Source organism: Rhizobium sp. PAMB 3174 (assembly GCF_052908375.1).
This window is the reverse complement of sequence record NZ_CM128608.1, coordinates 120,558-136,271: the sequence shown is the minus strand read 5'-3', so window position 1 is coordinate 136,271 and position 15,714 is coordinate 120,558. Positions and strand designations below refer to the sequence as shown.

The following is a 15,714-nucleotide window of genomic DNA, read 5'->3' as shown; positions in this document are numbered from 1 at the left end:
CATCAGCATATGCTGCCCTTTCTCTCCAAGGATGAGTGAGCGTACAAACTCGGATCATTATTTGTCAAGGAGGTAGACAAATGAATCGAAATTTGCCAATTGATGGACCACGGCATTGCCGAAAACCGCCGATTGGCGCAGAGAATATTGCAACTCTGGCGCACTGCGGCGGCAAGTTGGACTGCGTCCCTGACTAACTGGAGTGCCTATGGTGCCAAATGCCGCTGAACGGCCCGTCGCCCGCAAGATTTCCATCAATGCGGTGATGCGCACCATCCTTGAGCACGGCCCGCAATCCAGGACAAGCATTGCCAAACTCACCGGCCTTTCGAAGCAGACCATATCCGATGTGGTGCGCGATCTCGAAGACGATGGGTGGCTGACCCCCGTCGGCCATATCGAGGCAAAGGCCGGCCGCAATGCACTGAGCTACGAGATCAACCACCGCGCCGCATTCGCCGTCGGCATGGACATCGGCGGCACGAAGATCGCAGCCGCCATCACGGATCTCTCCGGCAACATTCTAGCCGAAACCGTTGTTCCCACCGACAAGCGTGGGGGCGAACACCTCGTCGCCCAGCTGGGAAACGTGGTCACCGACCTCATGGCAGAGGCGAACGCTCCGCGCTCGAAGCTCAGCATCGCGGTTCTCGGCACGCCCGGTTTCCAGCAGCCGGGAACCGGCCACATCGAGATAGCCCCCAATATCCCAGGCCTCGACGCCATCGACCTGCGCGGCCTCCTGTCCGCGCGCCTGGGCATTCCGGTCGAGATCGAAAACGACGTCAATCTTGCGGCGTGTGGCGAGCAGTGGCGCGGCCACGGCATGCAGGTCGACAACTTCGCCTTCGTCGCCTTCGGCACCGGCATAGGCATGGGCCTGATCGCCAATGGCAAGCTGGTGCGCGGGGCGCGCGGAGGAGCCGGAGAAATCGCCTATCTGCCCATCGGGGCGGACCCCTATGATTCACGCGGCTTCCTTCTTGGAACACTGGAAACCTCGATCGGCAGCGTCGCCATAACCGAGCGTTACCAGGGTTTTGGCGGCAAGGAAGGACACACCGTCCGTGACATCTTCTCGGCGCAGCAAGACGGCGAACAGGCCGCTATCGCCACATTGGAAGAAACCGCGCGCATCGCCGCGTCGGCACTTGCCGCCATCGGCGCTATCCTGGATCCGCAACTGATCGTGCTTGGCGGCAGCATCGGGTCACGCCAGGAGCTGTTGGACGCAATACGTCGCCATCTTCCGCGCTGCACGCCATTGCCGCTGCGCCTGGAGCTCAGCCAGTTCGGCAGCCGCGCGGCGTTGATGGGGGCCGTCGGCGTCGCCACCAATCGCATGCACGAAACACTCTTCGGAGTGGAAATCCAGCTTCCGGGCTGACATTCTGCTATCATCGCAAATCAGCAGGACGGATACACGCCCAAGCGGTGCACCCGGCCCTGAGACTGCGTATCCCCGGCTTGGCGCGGAAAACTATCAACATTCGTACCATAATTTTGATTTCCTCGTATATTTTGCTATTTGCCATATACTGGGATTGCCATAAATGATGGATACGAGGCGCGCTGGCCGGAAGCCACCGCCTGACGTGGTCTTGAGCGCGTGGCACAGAGAGGAAATGGACCCATGAAGACTTCCATTGCAACCGTCTCGATCAGCGGCACGCTAGGCGAAAAGCTCGATGCGATCGCCGCCGCCGGTTTCGACGGTGTCGAAATCTTCGAGAACGACTTCCTGACCTTCGATGCATCGCCGCGCGATATTGGCAACATGGTCCGGGATGCCGGACTGGAGATCACCCTCTTCCAGCCGTTCCGTGATTTCGAGGGCATGCCGGAACCACAGCGGACCCGTGCATTCGACCGCGCCGAACGCAAGTTCGACATCATGCAGGAGCTCGGCACCGACCTCATGCTGGTCTGCTCCAACATTTCCCCGATCTCGCTGGGCGGCATCGATCGCGCGGCCGACGATTTTCGCGAACTCGGCGGGCGCGCCGCAAAGCGCGGATTGCGGGTCGGTTATGAGGCACTTGCCTGGGGCCGGCACATCAATGATCACCGCGACGCCTGGGAAATCGTCCGCCGGGCCGACCATCCGAACATCGGCCTTATCCTCGATTCCTTCCACACGCTGTCGCGCAAGATCGACGTCAATTCGATCCGCTCCATCCCCGGCGACCGTATTTTCATCGTCCAGCTCGCCGATGCACCGCTGATCGACATGGATCTGCTCTACTGGAGCCGCCATTTTCGCAACATGCCGGGCGAAGGCGACCTGCCGGTCGTCGATTTCATGCGGGCCGTCGCGGCGACAGGCTACAGCGGCCCCCTGTCCCTGGAAATCTTCAACGATCAATTCCGCGGCGGCGCTCCCAAACTGGTCTCCAATGACGGCCACCGGTCCCTGATCCATCTGATGGACCGGGTGCAGCGACAGGAGCCGGGCATTGCCATCTCGTCGAAAGCAATGCCCGACAGGGCGGCGGTCAGCGGGGTCGAGTTTATCGAATTCGCAACCAGCCAGCGGGAAGCGCAGACGCTTTCGAAGCTGCTGCGGATGATGGGCTTCCGCGCCTTCGCCCGCCACAAGTCGAAGGCCGTCACCCTGTATCGTCAGGGTGCCATCAATCTCGTCGTCAACACCGAGCACGAGGGATTCGCGCATTCCACCTTCGCCGTCCACGGCACATCGGCTTACGCCATGGGCCTCAAGGTCGGCGACGCAGCTGCCGCGCTGGAGCGCGCCGAGGCGCTCGATGCCGTTCCCTTCGAGCAGGCCGTCGGGCCGGGTGAACTGAACATCCCCGCCATCCGCGGCACGGGTGAAGGGCTGATCTATTTCATCGACGACAAGAGTGAACTCGGCCAGGTCTGGGACATCGAGTTCGAACCGATGGAGGACGAAAACCCGCCGGTCGACGCCTCCCTCACCCGGATCGATCATGTGGCGCAGACGATGCGCTCGGACGAGCTGCCCTCGGCACTGCTGTTCTACACCTCGATCTTCAACCTCTCCAAGACGCCGCAGGTCGACATCACCGATCCGAGCGGCCTTGTGCGCAGCCAGGTCGTCGAGAGCCGCGACGGCAGCCTGCGCATTACGCTCAACGGCGCGGAGAACCGCAAGACGCTTGCGGGGCACTTCATGGCCGAAAGCTTCGGCTCGGCCATCCAGCATCTGGCATTTGCGACCGATGACATTTTCGCAACCGCCAAGGCGCTTGCAGCCAACGGCCTGCAGCCGCTGCAGATCCCGCGCAACTACTACGACGACGTGGAGGCCCGCTTCGGTCTGGAGCCCGCGCTTGCCGACCGCCTGCGCGCCCACAACATCCTCTATGACCAGGATGCCGGCGGTGAGTATTTCCAGCTCTACAGCCAGGTCTTTGGAGAGGGCTTCTTCTTCGAGATCGTCGAGCGGCGTGGCAACTACCACGGCTACGGCGGGCCGAACGCACCATTCCGCATCGCCGCCCAGAAACGCCACATGAAGCCTGAAGGCATGCCCGCCCGCTGAGACCGCAGAAGGGCTTGGCAGGTCAGCGCGGCAGGACGATCGAATTCGCCACTTCCATCAACTGGGGGGCGATTTCCTTGTGGACACGATCGAGCGACCATTTGAGGCTGGAGACCGAGCACTGCACGGTGCCTCCGACCTCACCCCCCTTGGTAAACACGGGCGCGGCGATGCCGATCTCGTTGATGATGTTCTGGTTGACCGCAATGCCGTAGCCGAGCGCTGCGGCCTCCTCGACCTCCCTGGCGATCTGCGACCTGTCGGTCACGGTCTTCGAAGTGATCTGATCGATCGGCCAGGTCTCAAGCGCTTCCTTGCGCCGGGCCTCGTCGAAATGCGCTAGCATGATGCGTCCCGAAGAGGAGCTCAGCGCCTGCACGCGCCGTCCCACCACCATCGCGGCGAAGCTGGTCAGTTGCGTTGGAATCCGAACCACATAGATGATATCCGAACCCATCGGTCGCGCCGCATTGACCCGCTCGCCCAGGCTCCGGCTGAGTTCGATCAGTTTCGGCATGGCCAGCTGCACGAACGGATCGGACGACAGATAGCTCGCCGCAAGTTCGAGAAACTTCAACGAGGGCCGGAAACGACGGCTGTCGGGGTCCTTCTCCAGATAGCCGATCTTGTGCAGCGTGTTGGCCAGCCGCTGGGCCGCGCTCTTGTCGAGCTTGGTCAGTTCCGCGAGCTCCGTTAGGCCGAGTTCGGCATGATGCAGCCCGAAGGCCGCCATGATCCGCATGCCCTTTTCAAGCGACCCGACAAACAGCGTGTCCTGCTTCTTCTTCTCCCCCTCCAGCACTTTGCTCATTCCTTGTGCGCGCCCCCAATTTAAGCAACCCGTCTTGACAATCAGCGATCGCAAAATACACTGAATGAATATACAGTTCAATGTATCATATAATAATACAAAGAAGAGTCAACAGAGGGGCGGCGCAAGCCGTTGAAAATCAGATGAAGCCATTTCTATCCGTAAGTGCATTCACTCTGGCCGCTTTGCTTTCCTGCAGCCAGGCATATGCAAACAAGGCGGACGACACCCTGCATGTCGCCTTCAGCAAGGAACTTGAGTCGCTCGACTTCTACTATCAGTCGGCTCGCGAAGGCACGATCCTCAACCGTCAGGTCTGGGATGGTCTGGTCTTTCGCGATCCCGCGACCGGCAAATATGTCGGCGACCTCGCCACATCCTGGAAGTGGATCGACGACACCACGCTGGAATTCAAGCTGCGCGAAGGCGTGAAGTTCCATAACGGCGAAGACTTCGATGCCGATGACGTCGTCTATACGGTGGCAACTGTCACCAATCCGGACAGCCACGTGGTCACGCCAAGCTATGTGAACTGGATGAAGAACGTCGAGAAGATCGACAAGTACACGATCCGCATCCACACCAACGGACCGTTCCCGGCCGCTCTCGAATACCTTTCCGGCCTCGTGCCGATCTACCCGGACAAGTACTACGCTGAAGTCGGCGCGAAGGGCATGGGCCTGAAGCCCGTCGGCACCGGCCCCTACATGGTCGAGAGCGTCGAGCCGGGCAAGCACTACGTGCTGAAGAAATTCGACGGCTATGTCGGCGCGAAGCAAAAGGCGAAAATCGGCACCATTGACATCCGCACCATTCCCGACATCAACACCCAGCTCGCCGAACTCTTCTCCGGCGGTCTCGATCTCATCTGGGGCGTGCCCGCCGACCAGGCCGAGCAGATGGAAAGCATGGACCAGCTGACCGTCAGCAATGAAAGCACCATGCGCATCGGCTATATCGTGATGGATGCGGCCGCCCGCGGCGGCGACAGCCCGTTCACGAAGAAGGAAGTCCGCCAGGCCGTCGGCTACGCGATCGACCGCAAGGCGATCGTCGAAAACCTCCTGAAGGGCAGCTCGGAAGTCATCAATTCCGCGTGCTACCCGACCCAGTTCGGCTGCACCCAGGATGTGCCGAGCTACGACTACGATCCGGCGAAGGCCAAGGAGCTGCTGGCAAAGGCAGGCTATCCGGACGGCTTCACGACAAGCTTCTACGCCTACCGTGACCGCCCCTATGCCGAAGCGATGATGTCCTACCTGAACGCCGTCGGCATCAAGGCCGACCTGAAGTTCCTGCAGTACTCCGCTCTCCGCGAAATGCAGAAGAAGGGCGATGCCGGCTTCGGCTTCCTGACCTGGGGCTCGAACTCCATCAGCGACGTCTCCGCCATCACAAGCTTGTTCTTCGAAAAGGGCGACCAGGACTTCGCGCGTGACGATCAGGTCGCCGAATGGCTGAAGGCCGGCGACACGACGGTCGATGAAGAGAAGCGGAAGGAAGACTACGCCAAGGCGCTGACGAAGATCGCGGATGAAGCCTACTGGATCCCGTTGTTCTCCTACAACACGAACTATGTCTTCACCAAGGACATCGACTTCAAGCCGACCCCGGACGAAATCGTCCGCTTCTTCGACATGGGCTGGAAATAGCGGTCTGTGCGCCTGACCGTCTCCGGACGGTCGGGTCGTTCCTCTCTCCCGGCGTAAACCTCCCATCCTCCCTGCGCCGGGAGAGGTGACGCCGCCACGGCACCGATGCCGCGGCCGCCCAAAGGAGACGTCGCATGCTTGCATTCGCTTTGAAACGGCTCGGGCTCGCCATCCTGGTGACGCTCACCGTCTCGGTCATCAGTTTCTCGCTTCTGCACCTCTCGGGTGATCCGGCGGCAGCCCTTGCCGGCGAGAACGCCAGTTCCGCCGACCTCGAGGCCATCCGCCAGCTCTACGGCTTCGACCGTCCGCTGACGACGCAATACACCGAATGGCTGTGGAACGCCCTGCATGGCGACTTCGGCCAGAGCTACTATTTCAAGCTGCCCGTGGCAGATCTGATCGCCGACCGGCTGTCCGTCACCATGCTCTTGGGCCTCTGTGGCATCACCTTCGCGCTTGTCGTGGCGGTCCCCCTCGGCGTGGCGGCCGCTGTCCGGCCGAACTCCATCATCGACCGGCTCGCTCTCTTCCTGTCGGTTGCCGGCCAGGCCTTGCCGAGCTTCTGGTTCGGGCTTGTGCTCGTCGTGATCTTCTCGATCAAGCTCAGGCTTCTGCCGCCGTCCGGCTCGGAGACCTGGAAGCATTTCATCATGCCGACCGTCGTGCTTGGCTACTACGCCATGCCGGCCATCATGCGCCTGACCCGCGCCGGCATGCTGGAGGTGCTGAACGCCGATTACATCCGCACCGCGCGGGCGAAGGGCGCGGGCACGATGCGCGTTCTCTTCAAGCATGCGCTGCGCAACGCCATCATTCCGGTCGTGTCGCTCTCTGCCGTCCAGATGGGCTTCATGCTCGGCGGCTCGGTGGTGGTGGAGGCGATCTTCGCCCTCCACGGCGCAGGCTACCTCGCCTGGGAGTCGATCTCCCGGCACGACCTGCCGACCGTGCAGGCGCTGATCCTGATCTTCTCCTGTTTCTACATCCTCTTCACATTCCTCTCGGATCTGACCAATGCCTGGCTCGATCCGCGCATAAGGGTGGGCTGACATGAGCCAATCGACCGCTCCCACTGCCGAAGCCATCGTCGGCATGACACCGGCCGCCATCTTGCGGCGACGCATCTTCGGCCATCTCGGCCTGATGATCGGCCTCACGATCCTCGCCATTGTCGTTGCCGCCGCCGTCTTTGCGCCGGTGCTGACATCGCACGATCCCTATGCGCAGGATCTCTTTGCCCGCATGAAGCCGCCATTCTGGATGGCGGGCACCAATCCCGATCATATTCTCGGCACCGACCAGCTCGGACGCGATTATCTCGCCCGGCTGCTGTACGGCGCCCGGATTTCGCTGCTGATCGGCCTTGTCACCGCCCTGATCTCCGGCACGATCGGCACGCTTCTCGGCGTCGCCGCCGGCTATTTCGGCGGCAAGGTCGACCTCTTCGTCACGTTCCTGATCAACGTCCGTCTCGCCATGCCGGTCGTCCTGGTGGCGCTTGCCATCGTCGCCCTGTTCGGCGGCTCGCTGCAGGTCGTGATCATGGTCCTCGGCCTGCTGCTCTGGGATCGCTTCGCGGTCGTCATGCGCTCCTCCGTCATGCAGATCCGCGATCTCGAATACGTCAACGCGGCGCGCGCCATCGGCTGTTCGACGACCCGCATCGTTCTCTCCGAGATCATGCCGAATATCGCCAACAACCTGATCGTCGTCATGACGCTGGAAATGGCGCACGCCATCCTGCTCGAAGCAGCCCTTTCCTTCCTGGGTCTCGGCGTACAGCCGCCGACCCCCTCCTGGGGCCTGATGATCTCGGAAGGCAAGCAGATGATGCTGTTCCAGCCCTGGCTGATCACCATTCCCGGCATTGCGCTGTTCCTGCTCGTGCTGGCGATCAACCTGATGGGCGACGGACTGCGCGACGTCACGGCGCCGGAGTCGAAATGATGACTGAAACGAACGACACCATCCTCACGGTGGAAGGCCTGACGGTCGACATACCGATCGGCGTCCACACGATCAAAGCGGTGCGCGGCATCGACTTCGAACTGAAGCGCGGCGAGACGCTCTGTATCGTCGGCGAATCCGGTTCCGGCAAGTCGCTGACCTCTCTGGCGATCATGGGCCTGCTCGGCAAGAACATGAAGGTCGGAGCCGAAAAACTGGAATTCGCCGGCAAGGATCTGAGGTCCGTTTCCAAGGCGGAGATGCAGAAGCTGCGCGGCGACCGCATGGCGATGATCTTCCAGGAACCGATGACCTCGCTGAACCCGGCCTACACGATCGGCGACCAGCTGAGCGAAGCCTTGCGCCTTCACCGTCCAATCTCGAAGGCAGAGGCGATGCAGCGCGCCGCCGAGCTCTTGGGCAAGGTCGGCATCACCGCCGCCGAAAGCCGGCTGAAGCAGTATCCGCATCAGTTGTCCGGTGGCCTGCGGCAGCGCGTGATGATCGCCATGGCACTGATGTGCGAGCCGGAACTGATCATCGCCGACGAGCCGACGACAGCGCTCGACGTCACGATCCAGGCGCAGATCCTGCGCCTGCTGGCCGACCTGAAGCGTGAGCTCAACATGGCGCTGATCCTCGTCACCCACGATCTCGGCGTCGTCGCCCGCATCGCCGACAAGGTGGCGGTCATGTATGCCGGCGAGATCGTCGAGGCGGGCACCGCCACGGAGATCTTCGACCAGCCGGCCCATCCCTATACCCGCGGCCTGCTGCGCTGCATCCCCGTCCCCGGCAAGACGAAGCCCGGCGAACCGCTCGGCTCCATCCCCGGCATCGTGCCGTCGCTGATCGGCGGCATCGAGGGATGCGCCTTCCGTGACCGCTGCGAGCTGGCGGAAGCGGCCTGTTCCAGGCCCGTCGCGCCGCGCGGCGCGGGCGGGCAGCACTGGTACCGCTGCATTCAGGACATTGCTGCCATGGAGGTCGCCTCGTGACTGTCTCCGACACCTCGACACCCGTCCTCGAACTGACCGGTATCACCAAGACCTATCAGGTCAAGCAGGGCATGTTTTCGAAACCCCGGCCCCTGCAGGCGCTGGGTGGCGTCTCGCTCAGGATCCGCAAGAAGGACGTCCTCGGCCTCGTCGGCGAATCCGGCTGCGGGAAATCGACGCTTGCCAAGGTCCTGCTCGGTCTCGAACAGCCGACCACGGGCCAGGTTCTGGTCGACGGCCAGGTGATCGGACCGGGCGACCGGCAACTGCTCGCGCGCCGCATCCAGCCGATCTTCCAGGACCCCTACTCCTCCCTCAATCCGCGAAAGTCGATCGAGGACATCGTCTCCTTGCCGCTAGTCGTCCACAAGATCGGCGACAGCGCCTCGCGGCAGAAGGCGGTTGCGAAGATGCTCGACCTCGTCGGACTTCCGCAGCGCGCCCGCAAGGGCTATCCCGGCCAGCTCTCCGGCGGTCAGCGCCAGCGCGTGGCGATCGCCCGGGCCCTGATCATCAATCCGGAAATCGTCATCTGCGACGAGCCGACCTCGGCGCTCGACGTCTCGATCCAGTCGCAGATCCTCAACCTTCTCGCCGAACTGCGCGAGGAACTGGGGCTGACCTATCTCTTCATCAGCCACAACCTCGCCGTCGTCGAGCATCTGGCGACCCGCGTCGCCGTCATGTATCTCGGCAAGATCGTCGAGGAAGCGCCCGCGGCGGAACTCTTCCAGGGACCCAAGCATCCCTACACCCGCGCCCTCCTGGACTCGGTTCTAACCCCCGATCCCTCCCTCTCCGTGCCCGACATCCAGCTCGGCGCCACCTTCCCCAACCCGATCTCTCCCCCCTCCGGCTGTCATTTCCATCCGCGCTGCGCCGTGGCAAAAGACATCTGCAAGACGCAGGCGCCGCCGCATGTGGTTGCCGGTGCCTCGCACGTCGACTGTCATCTCTTCCGCACCAGCGACGACCGAAAATCCATCCTTCCTGCCTGAACGGTGATCCATGAGCAATTTTTCGACGACCCAGACCGTCACCAAGCGCGTGACCCCGACCCGCGGCGGCATCGTCGCGGCCCAGCATCGCAAGGCAGCCGAAGTGGGCGCCGCGATCCTCGAGGCCGGTGGTGATGCCATCGACGCCGCCGTTGCCACCTCCTTTGCCATCGGCGTTGTCGAACCGTGGATGAGCGGACCGGCGGGCGGCGGTACGATGATGATCTGGCGCGAGGCCGAGCAAAAGGCCTACACGCTTTTCTTCGGCATGCGCTCGCCCAAGGCGCTTGACCCGAAGGACTATCCGCTTGATGGTTCCGGCCGCTCCTCCGACCTCTTCCCCTGGCCGACCGTCAAGGACGACCGCAATGTCCAGGGCGCAACAGCCATCGCCGTTCCCGGCACGGTCGCCGGCATGGAGCTCGCTCACCAGACCTTTGGCACGCTTTCGTGGAAGGAGCTTCTCGCTCCCGCCGTCGGCCTCGCGAAAGAGGGCATGCTGGTCGACTGGTTCGCGTCGCTGATGATCTCCTCCTCCACCCGCGAACTCGCAAAGGACGCAGATTCCGCCAGCCTGTTTCTCGAAGACGGCCAGTGGCCGAAGATTGCCGGCTGGACGGCACTGTCCGATACGCGGCTCGACCAGTCGCGGCTTGCCGCAACGCTGGAAAGACTGGCGGAAGCCGGCGCGCGCGATTTCTATGAAGGCGAGATCGCCCGCGCCATGGTCGCCGACATTCAGGCGAAAGGCGGCTGCCTCGGACTGGACGACCTGAAGGCATACAAGGCGGACCTGCGGGACACGATTGCCGTTCCCTATCGCGGCGGCACCGTCCATGCATCTAAGGGACTGACGGCCGGCCCCAACCTTGCCGATTGCCTGATGATGATGCAGGAGAGCTTCGAGCCCGGCACCGACCCCGACGGCAAGAGCTACGCCGCCATGGCCGCAGCGCTTGGCGCCGCCTACGAAAAGCGGCTGAAGGGCATGGGCGATCTCGACGCGCCGCACGCACCCTCCTGCACCACGCATTTCTCGGTCGTCGACCGGCACGGCAACATGGTCGCCGTCACCCAGACGCTCCTCTCGATCTTCGGCTCCAAGGTCGTCTCGCCCTCGACCGGCCTTCTGATGAACAACGGCATCATGTGGTTCGACCCGGAGCCGGGCAAGCCGAACTCGCTCGGCCCCGACAAGGGCTGCCTGATGAATGTCTGCCCGGCCATCGGCGAGAAGGACGGCAAGCGTTTCGCAATCGGCGCATCCGGCGGCCGCAAGATCCTGCCGGCCGTCCTGAACCTCACATCCTTCATAACCGACTTCGGCATGGATCTCGGCGAGGCCTTTCACCAGCCGCGCATCGACAATACCGGCGGCGGCACCATCGTCGCCGACGAGGACCTGTCGCCGGAGATCATCGCGGCGCTCGAGGCCGTCCTGCCGACCGCAACAGCCAAGCGGACGGTGTTCCCCTACGCCTTCGCCTGCCCTGCCGGCGTTGCCCGCGAGAACGGCCTGAACACCGGCTGCACCGAGATCATGTCGCCCTGGGGCGATGCGATCGCCGAAAAGGAAAAGACGCACTGACATGACGGATCGCAATACCGCCCTCGACGCCATCACCCGCTATGCGGATACCGGCGAATTTACCGACGAACTCGCCGGCCTCGTCGCCATCGGTTCCGAAAGCCAGGACCCCGCCGGGCGCGCCGAGCTTGCCCGCTATCTCGACGACGCGATGATCCCGATGCTGGAAAAGATGGGCTTTGCCTGCCGCATCCTCGCAAATCCGCTCGACGCCGACATTCCGTTTCTCTTCGCAGAACGTATCGAGAGCCCGGACTTCGAGACGATTCTCGTCTATGGCCATGGCGACGTCATCCGCGCGCAAACCGATCAGTGGCGCGATGGGCTGGCACCGTTCCGCCTGGTGATCGAAGGCGACCGCGCCTATGGCCGCGGCACCGCCGACAACAAGGGCCAGCACCTCATCAACTTCGCCGCGCTCAGGACGATCATCGCCACGCGCGGCGCGCTCGGCTTCAACTGCAAGATCATCCTGGAAATGGGCGAGGAATGCGGCTCGCCGGGCCTCGACGAACTCTTCGCCGCCAACCGCGATCTCCTGAAGGCAGACGTCCTGATCGCCTCCGACGGTCCGCGCCTGCATCCCGAGCGGCCGACGCTGTTCATGGGCTCGCGCGGCGCGGTCAACTTCGACCTTCGCGTGAGCCTGCGCGATGGCGCGCATCACTCCGGCAACTGGGGCGGCCTCCTGAAGGACCCCGCCACCATCCTCGCCCACGCGATTGCCGCGATCGTCGACCGCCGGGGACAAATCAAGGTGCCGGAATGGCGCCCCACCAGCCTGACGCCCGCGGTCCGCAAGGCGCTGGAGGATTGCCCCGTCGGCGGTTTCGACGGGCCGTCGATCGACACCGACTGGGGCGAGGAAAGCCTGACGCCGTCCGAGCGCGTGTTCGGCTGGAACTCCTTCGCCGTGCTCGCCCAGAAGAGCGGCGTGCCGGAGGCACCGGTCAATGCGATTTCCGGCTCCGCAAACGCCCATTGCCAGCTGCGCTATGTGGTCGGCACCGACCCGGATGACATTTTGCCGGCGCTGCGCCGTCACCTGGACCGTGAAGGTTTTGACGACGTCGAGATCATCCCGGCCGAACGCGGCTTCTTCCACGCCACGCGCCTCGACCCGGACCATCCGTGGGTGAAGCGGGTTGCCGCCTCGGTCGGCGAGACGACAGGCAAGCGGCCGGCGATCCTGCCGAACCTTGCCGGCTCCATCCCCAATGAGTGCTTCTCCGAGACCCTCGGCCTGCCGACAGTCTGGCTGCCGCATTCCTATCCCGGCTGCTCGCAGCATGCGCCGAACGAACATATCCTGTTGTCGTCGAGCCGCGAGGCGCTGATGATGATGACCGGCCTGTTCTGGGATATCGGCACCCAAAATCAGCCACAGTAGGAAGGACGCGACGCATGACCACCGATCCCGCAGACCTCGGCGCCATCGAGGCGCGCCAGCTGATCTCACGGCGCCAGCTATCACCGGTCGAACTGACGGACGCCTGCATCGCCCGGACGGAGGCAATCAATCCGGCGATCAATGCCGTCGTTGCCGCCGATTTCGAGCGCATGCGCGCCGAGGCCCGCAAGGCCGAAGAGGCCGTCATGGCCGGAGAACCGCTCGGCCCCGTGCACGGCCTGCCCTTCGGCGTGAAGGACATGATCGACGTCACCGGCCTGCCGACGACGCTCGGCTCGGAAATCTACCGCGACAACATCGCCACCAAGGATGACGCCATCGTTGCCGCCATGCGCCGCGCCGGCGCGGTCGTGCTCGGCAAGACCAACAATCCGGAATTTTCCGCCGGCGGCAACACGGTCAACACCGTCTACGGCCCGACCGGCAATCCGCATGACCCGACGAAGAGCGCCGCCGGTTCCTCCGGCGGTTCCGCGGCGGCGCTGGCGACCGGCATGGCGCCGCTCTGCACTGGCTCGGACACCGGCGGCAGCCTGCGCAATCCGGCCGCCTTCTGCGGCGTCGTCGGCTTCCGTCCGTCGCCCGGCGTCGTTCCCGGCGACACGCGCGGCATGGCGCTGATGCATCTGCCGACCTCCGGCCCGATGGCCCGCACGGTGGCCGACGCGGCCCTGATGCTCTCCGTCATCGCAAGGCCGGACCGCCTCGATCCCTTCACCGCCGTCGTCGACGACAAGACACCATGGAACCCGGCGGACTTCGCCCGCCTGCCGCGCCGCGATCTCTCGTCGCTGAAATTCGCCTTCACCGAGGACTACGGCTTCGCCATGACGGAGAAGGTCGTGCGCCGTGCCTTCTTGAGCCGCATCAACTGGCTCGCCCCCACCCTCGGCCGGGCGGAAGCGACCACGCCAGACTGCACCGACGCCGATCGCATCTTCGCCGTGCTGCGGGCGCTGATGTTCCTCGGCACCCATCAGGCCGGCGTGGCAAAGACGCCGGAGCGCTACGGCCCGAACATCATCGCCAATGTCGAGGAGGGCCTCTCCTATTCCGCGCTCGACGTCGCCGACGCGATGAACCGCCAGGGCGCCTTTTACCGCAGCTGGCAAAACTTCTTCGACAGCCACGACTACCTGCTGTCGCCGGCCGTCACCATCAGCCCGCGCGACTGGCACGAACTCTATCCGAAGGAAATCGATGGCGTCGCCACCGAGAGCTACTACCAGTGGCTGGCGATGGCCTATGCCTCGACGATTGCGGGCCACCCCTCGATCACCATTCCGGTCGGCCGCGACGAACTGGGCATGCCCTTCGGCCTGCAGATCGTCGGCCGCCGCAACGACGACCTCGGCGTGCTCTCGGTCGCAGCCGAGCTCGAAGCCGTCTTCGCCGGCAGCAGCGAGTTCGCCCGCCCGCTCCCCGACATCGAGGCCTTGAAGAAGGCCCGGCCGATCCTCGCCGACGGGATCGCCGCGATCACCTGAGCCCGGAAATCAATATCCTTGCGACCAGACGCCGGAGCTCCTTGAACAGGGGCACCGGCGTTTCTATTTTCCCGCCATTCCACGCGGCAGTCAGGCGCCATTTTCAGATGATGTTATCTTCCGATAATTTTCATTAATATGGAAGATATTTATCTATTTGACGAAATATAAGAATTGTTACGATAATTTATTGACTGAATAAGAGAGCACATTTCATCCGATTTTCTCTATGTTGGCGCCATATTCAGCCCAGTTCAGCAAGGAGCCAACTGATGTCCCTCTTGGAAAAATTCGAACGTTACCCGCTCACTTTCGGCCCGACACCGATCGAACATCTGCCGCGCCTGTCTGAAGCGCTCGGCGGCAAGGTCGAGATCTACGCCAAGCGTGACGACTGCAATTCCGGCCTCGCCATGGGCGGCAACAAGCTGCGCAAGCTCGAATACATCGTGCCGGACGCGATCGCCTCGGGCGCCGACACGCTCGTCTCGATCGGCGGCGTGCAGTCCAACCACACCCGCATGGTCGCCGCCACCGCCGCCAAGATCGGCATGAAATGCGTCGTCATCCAAGAAAAGTGGGTGCCGCATTATGACGCCGTCTACGACCGCGTCGGCAACATCCTGATGACCCGCCTGATGGGCGCCGACAGCCGCCTCGTCGACGACGGCTTCGACATCGGCATCCGCAAGAGCTGGGAAGACGCGATCCAGTCGGTGAAGGACGCCGGCGGCACGCCCTACCCGATCCCGGCCGGCGCCTCGGTGCACAAATACGGCGCGCTCGGCTACATCGGCTTCGCCGAGGAAGTCGCAAAACAGGAAGAAGAGCTCGGCTTCAAGTTCGACTATATCGTCGTCTGCGTCGTCACCGGCTCCACCCAGGGCGGCATGATCGTCGGCTTCGCGGCCCAGGACCGCGCCGACCGCGTCATCGGCATCGATGCCTCCGGCACGCTCGATCAGACCCGCGCCCAGGTGCGCCAGATCGTCGACAACACCGCCGAACTCGTCGGCCTCGGCCGCGCTGTCCGCGAAGACGAAATCGTCATCAACCCGGACTACTCCTACCCCGCCTACGGCGTGCCGTCGGAGGAAACCAACGAAGCGATCCGGCTTGCCGCCCGCACCGAAGCGATGATCACCGATCCGGTCTACGAAGGCAAATCCATGCAGGGCCTGATCGACCTGACGAAGAAGGGCTTCTTCCCGGAAGGCTCCAAGGTCCTCTACGCCCACCTCGGCGGCGCCCCGGCGCTCAACGGCTACAGCTATTATTACAAGGAAGGCTGAG

General features: G+C 63.4%; 12 protein-coding genes. 11 read left to right on the top strand and 1 reads right to left on the bottom strand.

Translation table 11 applies throughout. The annotated features are described in order from the left end of the window. Positions 1-202 precede the first annotated feature (202 nt). Complete coding sequence (locus tag ACU5AY_RS00655; protein WP_446827587.1) at positions 203-1,387, top strand: ROK family transcriptional regulator; 1,185 nt, start codon at positions 203-205, stop codon at positions 1,385-1,387. Between the two features lie 246 nt (positions 1,388-1,633). Further along, positions 1,634-3,526 (top strand): bifunctional sugar phosphate isomerase/epimerase/4-hydroxyphenylpyruvate dioxygenase family protein, encoded by a 1,893-nt coding sequence (locus ACU5AY_RS00650; RefSeq protein ID WP_446827586.1) that lies wholly within the window; start codon positions 1,634-1,636, stop codon positions 3,524-3,526. 22 nt (positions 3,527-3,548) lie between these two features. Here the strand turns inward: ACU5AY_RS00650 and ACU5AY_RS00645 are convergent, their stop codons facing one another. Continuing rightward, the gene (locus tag ACU5AY_RS00645; RefSeq protein WP_446827585.1) at positions 3,549-4,337 is read right to left on the bottom strand and encodes an IclR family transcriptional regulator; all 789 of its coding nucleotides are present in this window, start codon (positions 4,335-4,337) and stop codon (positions 3,549-3,551) included. 143 nt (positions 4,338-4,480) lie between these two features. Here ACU5AY_RS00645 and ACU5AY_RS00640 point away from each other — a divergent pair, with 143 nt between their 5' ends. The 9 genes from ACU5AY_RS00640 (at position 4,481) to ACU5AY_RS00600 (ending at position 15,713) form a co-directional block, all read left to right on the top strand. Further along, on the top strand, positions 4,481-5,989 hold the full coding sequence (locus tag ACU5AY_RS00640; protein ID WP_446822910.1) for an ABC transporter substrate-binding protein: 1,509 nt from the start codon (positions 4,481-4,483) through the stop codon (positions 5,987-5,989). A gap of 134 nt (positions 5,990-6,123) precedes the next feature. Then, positions 6,124-7,041: an ABC transporter permease gene (locus ACU5AY_RS00635; RefSeq protein WP_446827584.1), complete on the top strand. Its 918-nt coding sequence runs from the start codon at positions 6,124-6,126 to the stop codon at positions 7,039-7,041. Position 7,042: 1 nt separating this feature from the next. Next, positions 7,043-7,939, top strand: coding sequence for an ABC transporter permease (locus tag ACU5AY_RS00630; RefSeq protein WP_446827583.1), 897 nt, complete (start codon positions 7,043-7,045; stop codon positions 7,937-7,939). Beyond that, positions 7,936-8,937: an ABC transporter ATP-binding protein gene (locus tag ACU5AY_RS00625; protein WP_446827582.1), complete on the top strand. Its 1,002-nt coding sequence runs from the start codon at positions 7,936-7,938 to the stop codon at positions 8,935-8,937. The genes ACU5AY_RS00630 and ACU5AY_RS00625 overlap by 4 nt, the downstream gene beginning before the upstream one ends. 71 nt (positions 8,938-9,008) lie before the next feature. Continuing rightward, the gene (locus tag ACU5AY_RS00620) at positions 9,009-9,935 is read left to right on the top strand and encodes an ABC transporter ATP-binding protein (protein WP_446828918.1); all 927 of its coding nucleotides are present in this window, start codon (positions 9,009-9,011) and stop codon (positions 9,933-9,935) included. A 10-nt stretch (positions 9,936-9,945) separates the two neighbouring features. Beyond that, a complete protein-coding gene (locus tag ACU5AY_RS00615; RefSeq protein ID WP_446827581.1) occupies positions 9,946-11,523 on the top strand; it encodes a gamma-glutamyltransferase family protein in 1,578 nt (525 codons plus the stop codon). A 1-nt stretch (position 11,524) separates the two neighbouring features. Next, positions 11,525-12,913: a M20 family metallopeptidase gene (locus ACU5AY_RS00610; protein ID WP_446827580.1), complete on the top strand. Its 1,389-nt coding sequence runs from the start codon at positions 11,525-11,527 to the stop codon at positions 12,911-12,913. A 14-nt stretch (positions 12,914-12,927) separates the two neighbouring features. Next, a complete protein-coding gene (locus ACU5AY_RS00605; RefSeq protein WP_446827579.1) occupies positions 12,928-14,421 on the top strand; it encodes an amidase in 1,494 nt (497 codons plus the stop codon). A 272-nt stretch (positions 14,422-14,693) separates the two neighbouring features. Beyond that, positions 14,694-15,713, top strand: coding sequence for a 1-aminocyclopropane-1-carboxylate deaminase (locus tag ACU5AY_RS00600; protein WP_446827578.1), 1,020 nt, complete (start codon positions 14,694-14,696; stop codon positions 15,711-15,713). Position 15,714: the final 1 nt, after the last annotated feature.